Origin of the sequence: Caballeronia sp. (assembly GCF_028292365.1) — a bacterium.
Classification (GTDB): domain Bacteria; phylum Pseudomonadota; class Gammaproteobacteria; order Burkholderiales; family Burkholderiaceae; genus Caballeronia.
In genome coordinates this window covers 1-4,087 of record NZ_JAQGMM010000252.1, presented here as the reverse complement: position 1 = coordinate 4,087, position 4,087 = coordinate 1, and the positions used below count along the sequence as shown (strand labels likewise).

Below are 4,087 nucleotides of genomic sequence, written 5' to 3'. Positions count from 1 at the left end.
ACCTTCAGGCCGTCGCGCATGATCGTCAGGCGCTGCGTCAGCGCGAATACTTCGTCCAGCCGGTGCGTGATGAAGAGAATGGCGGCATCGCGTTCACGCAACGCGCGCACGATCGAAAACAGGCGCTCCACTTCCGTCAGCGACAACGCCGCCGTGGGCTCGTCCATGATCAGCACATTCGCGTTCAGGGAAAGCGCCTTGGCGATTTCGACCACTTGCTGATCGGCGATGGACAGACCCCGCACCAGGCGCTCCGCGCGCAGATTGACGCCAAGCGATTGCAACAGCGCATCCACTTCGCGATTCATTTCGTCATAGCGAATCCGGCCGATCCGGTCGCGTGGTTGACGTCCCATGTAGATGTTTTCCGCGATGGACAGATCCGCGAACAACGTAGGTTCCTGATAGATCACAGCAAGACCCGCATCGCGCGCTTCTGCGGGATTCGCAAACGTCCGCGCCTGCCCATCCACCAGCAATTCGCCCGAGTCCGGCTGATATACGCCGGCAAGCAGCTTGACGAGGGTCGACTTGCCTGCGCCATTCTCGCCAAGCAACGCATGCACTTCACCCGGCCATAAAGCGAGGCTGCCGTCTCCAAGCGCACGCACGCGTCCAAATGACTTGCTCGCGTGCCTTAGCTCTAGCCGAGGCGGATTGTTATTGCCCATACTGTCTCCTTCAGATGCGATAAATACGTTCTGCGTTGCTTTTGAAGAGGGCTTCTTTTTCTGTGTCTCTCAGGTCTTCTACGATCGACGCATACGCGTTCCACAATCCTTCATACGTGGCAAACAAACGGTCCACCGGAAAGTTCGACGCGAACATCGCGCGCTCGCAACCGAACGCGTCAATTGTCTCCAGCACATACGGTCGAAAACTTTCGACACTCCATTGATGATCGAACATGGCAAGGCCGCTGATCTTCACCGCCACATTCGGACAGGCAGCGAGCGCACGCAGCCCTTCACGCCATGCTCGAAACCCCTCCACCGACGAACGATCCACAAACATGCCGGCATGATTCACGATGAACTGCGTGTCGGCATGTTCCTGTGCAAGCTCAGCCGCCTCTCTCATCTGCGATGGGTAGAGTTGCAGATCGAATGACATCGAATACTTCTTCAGCAAGGCGAAGTTCTTGCGCCATGTCGGCTCACGCATATAGTGCCGGCCCACGTAGTCATAAAGTGGATTTTGGTGCACGTTGAGTATCTGCCGAATACCCCGGGTGTTGGCGAATGCTGCGTGCCCTTCGAGCACTTCCTGCACGTTATCCGCCGATAAATCCGCGCCCGCGACAATCGCATTCGGCAACCCGTGACCTTCATTATCGGCAACATGCTGCAGCCAGCGCGTTTCTTCCACCGGATCGGCGGGATCGTGATTGGCATCCACATGCACGAGCTTGAGCACCTGGACCGGCCCGGCATCGCGCAGCAAATCACCGATCAGGTAGTCATGTTTCAGCGCTTGTGCATCACCGACGAACGACTTACCCGGGTTCGCCAGCCACGGATAGTGATGGGTATTCAAATCCCAAAGGTGAATGTGCGGATCGACAACCTGCATGAATATGTCCTCGTGCCGCAAAGGCTGAAACAAAAGCGTCAGGGTAGATGGAAGACCGGCACGAGCGCGGTTTGAACCGGCGAGCGGTCAGGGTTTGTTTCCATCAGGTCGGCCATGCTGTCCCACCATTTGCGCATGATGGGCAAGTCGGGCAACGCGGCCATGGTGTGGTCGCGCTCGCGCTTGAGCGTGGCGAACAGGTCCCCGGTGGTTTCGTCGAGAAAAATCCAGTAGTCGCGGACCCCGGCGTTGCGTAACGCCTCGGCCAGCTCGGGCCATATGTCGCGATGACGCCGCTCGTATTCATCGCGCTGGCCCGGTTTGAGGGTCATCCTGAACGCAATCGTCTCCATTGCGGCTTGCCTTTTATAGGTGTTGAACCGGTTGGGTCGTAGTCCGACTTACGGCTTATGCGTTACGACTATAATTCGCCGACTGATAACATGACAATCCGAAGTCAGGATCAGCCGATCGCAAAACCGAATCGCATGACGGACGCAAAATTGACGAACGAGGACGCCCGATGACCCAGAACGTCTCCCAGATTGCCCTCGTCAACCGCCTGAAATTCAAGCATCTCGCATTGCTTGTCGCCCTCGACGACGCCCGCAACCTGCACCAGGCCGCCGAGGCCATCAACGTCGCCCAGCCGAGCGCAAGCCGCATGCTGAGCGACATAGAAGAAGCCTTCGGCTTCCTGCTGTTCGAGCGCAACGCCCGCGGCATGCAGCCCACCCCGCTCGGTGTCGCCACGCTCGCCTATGCGCGCCGGTCGCTGGCCGACCTCACCCGCTTCGCGGCCGACCTCGAAAGCAAGCGGCGCGGCGGACATGGTCAACTCACTGTTGGCGCGATCATGGGTGCGGCGCCCGACGTGCTTGCCATGGCCATCGCCGAACTCAAGAGCGAACGGCCGCTGCTCAACGTACGCATTCTTGGCGAGACCAGCGACCAGGTCGTGCAATTGCTGCACCGCCGCGAAGTGGATCTCGCGCTCGGCCGTCTCACCACACCGCTCCAGCACAACGACTTCGACTTCGAACCCCTCTCGCGCGAAGCCATGCGTCTCGTCGTGCGCGCCGCACATCCGCTCGCCCATGAAACCACGCTCTCGCTCGACGCGCTGATTTCCTGGCCGTGGATCCTGCAACCGATCACCAGCCCCGCACGCGCGTTGTTCGAAGAAGAGCTTGCACGGGCCGGACTTGCTTCGCCTTCTAACGTGGTCGAGTGCGCATCGATCTTTGCCACGCTTCAGCTTCTGCAGAATAGCGACGCCGTCGCCATGCTGCCGGAGTCTGTGGTGCGCGATTACCTGCGCGCGCATTTGCTGATCGAACTGCCCATCGAGATCGGCAAAAGCCTCTCGGGCTTCGGCTTGTTACGGCGCAAACATGAAACGCTCAGCGAACCCGCCGAATACTGCATCGCGCTGCTACGCAAATACTCGGCCGGCTCATTCACTGAAGGTTGACGAACAGGCCGCCGTCAACCAGCAGCGATGCGCCCGTCACATAGCGTGCGCGATCCGATGCAAGGAAGGTCACGCACTGCGCAACGTCATCGGGTTCGCCCAGGCGTCCGAGCGGAATCCGTTTTTCGAAGTACGCGCGCTTCTCGGTATCGGCGAGATCTTCCGCGTTCAGGTCTGTCGCGATGGTCCCGGGCATCACCGAATTGCAACGAATGCCGTAAGGCCCGAGCGCAATCGCGCACGACTGCATCAACGAATGGACGCCTGCCTTGGTCGGCGTGTAATGCGTTTGCATGCCGCCGCCAACGAGCGCGCTGATCGAACTCGTCGCGACAATCGAACCGCCGGTACCCTGCAGTTTCATCTGGTTAGCGACAGCCTGGGTCACGTAGAACGCACCGTTCAAATTGACGCCAATGGTCGCTTCATACACCGATGCCGGCATGTCGAGGAACGAGTGGAACGGACAGATGCCGGCGTTGCTCGCGAGGACGTCGACATGACCGAACGCATCGACTGCCTGCTTCACGAGTTCGAGCCCCGTCTCACGCTGCGCGACGTTTCCTTCGACCGCAATCACTTGCCTGCCAAGCGCCTCAATCTCGCCGACTACTTCCTGCACGGCCGAGAGACGTCCATACGAGCGGTCGTTATCGCCCCAATAATTGAGCACCACGTCCGCGCCTTCCTTCGCGCACGCCACGGCAATCGCGCGGCCAATGCCTCGCGATCCGCCAGTGACAATCACTACTTTGTTATCTAGCAGCACGATTTAGCCTCAGTGTTTCAATGCTTCAATGTTCAATGTGTATAGGGACGCACAAGGGTGCATTCGGGATTGAGCCGTACGCCAAAACCCGGTGTCTCCGGCACCTTCATCCGGCCATTCACGGGCACGGGTTCATCGAGCAGCAGCGGATTGAACATGGGCACGACTTCGTCGGCTTTCGGCGCCATCATCAGGAACTCCGCGAACGGCGAATTGTGCCGCGTCACCACGAAGTGATAGCTGTAGACCGATGAACCATGCGGCACGACCAG

5 protein-coding genes and 1 pseudogene are annotated in these 4,087 nt (G+C 59.3%); 1 reads left to right on the top strand and 5 read right to left on the bottom strand.

Translation table 11 applies throughout. From position 1 onward, the window contains the following. From JWR14_RS15905 to rhaM, 3 genes are all read right to left on the bottom strand, one after another. On the bottom strand, positions 1-671 hold a 671-nt coding region (locus JWR14_RS15905), incomplete at its 3' end, for an ATP-binding cassette domain-containing protein (RefSeq protein WP_299708371.1). 10 nt (positions 672-681) lie between these two features. Further along, complete coding sequence (locus JWR14_RS15900) at positions 682-1,572, bottom strand: amidohydrolase family protein (RefSeq protein WP_299708369.1); 891 nt, start codon at positions 1,570-1,572, stop codon at positions 682-684. Between the two features lie 38 nt (positions 1,573-1,610). Next, on the bottom strand, positions 1,611-1,925 hold the full coding sequence (gene rhaM / locus JWR14_RS15895; RefSeq protein ID WP_299708367.1) for an L-rhamnose mutarotase: 315 nt from the start codon (positions 1,923-1,925) through the stop codon (positions 1,611-1,613). 170 nt (positions 1,926-2,095) lie between these two features. Here rhaM and JWR14_RS15890 point away from each other — a divergent pair, with 170 nt between their 5' ends. Next, positions 2,096-3,046 carry a LysR family transcriptional regulator gene (locus JWR14_RS15890; RefSeq protein WP_089161689.1) on the top strand — a complete coding sequence of 317 codons (951 nt, stop codon included), beginning with the start codon at positions 2,096-2,098 and terminating at the stop codon, positions 3,044-3,046. On the opposite strand, the gene JWR14_RS15885 is transcribed toward JWR14_RS15890, so the two are convergent. Continuing rightward, positions 3,033-3,815, bottom strand: a complete 783-nt coding sequence (locus tag JWR14_RS15885; RefSeq protein ID WP_299708362.1) for an SDR family NAD(P)-dependent oxidoreductase — start codon at positions 3,813-3,815, stop codon at positions 3,033-3,035. The genes JWR14_RS15890 and JWR14_RS15885 overlap by 14 nt on opposite strands. Positions 3,816-3,847: 32 nt before the next feature. Next, positions 3,848-4,087 (bottom strand): annotated as a pseudogene (locus JWR14_RS15880) (L-rhamnonate dehydratase); the annotation flags it as partial.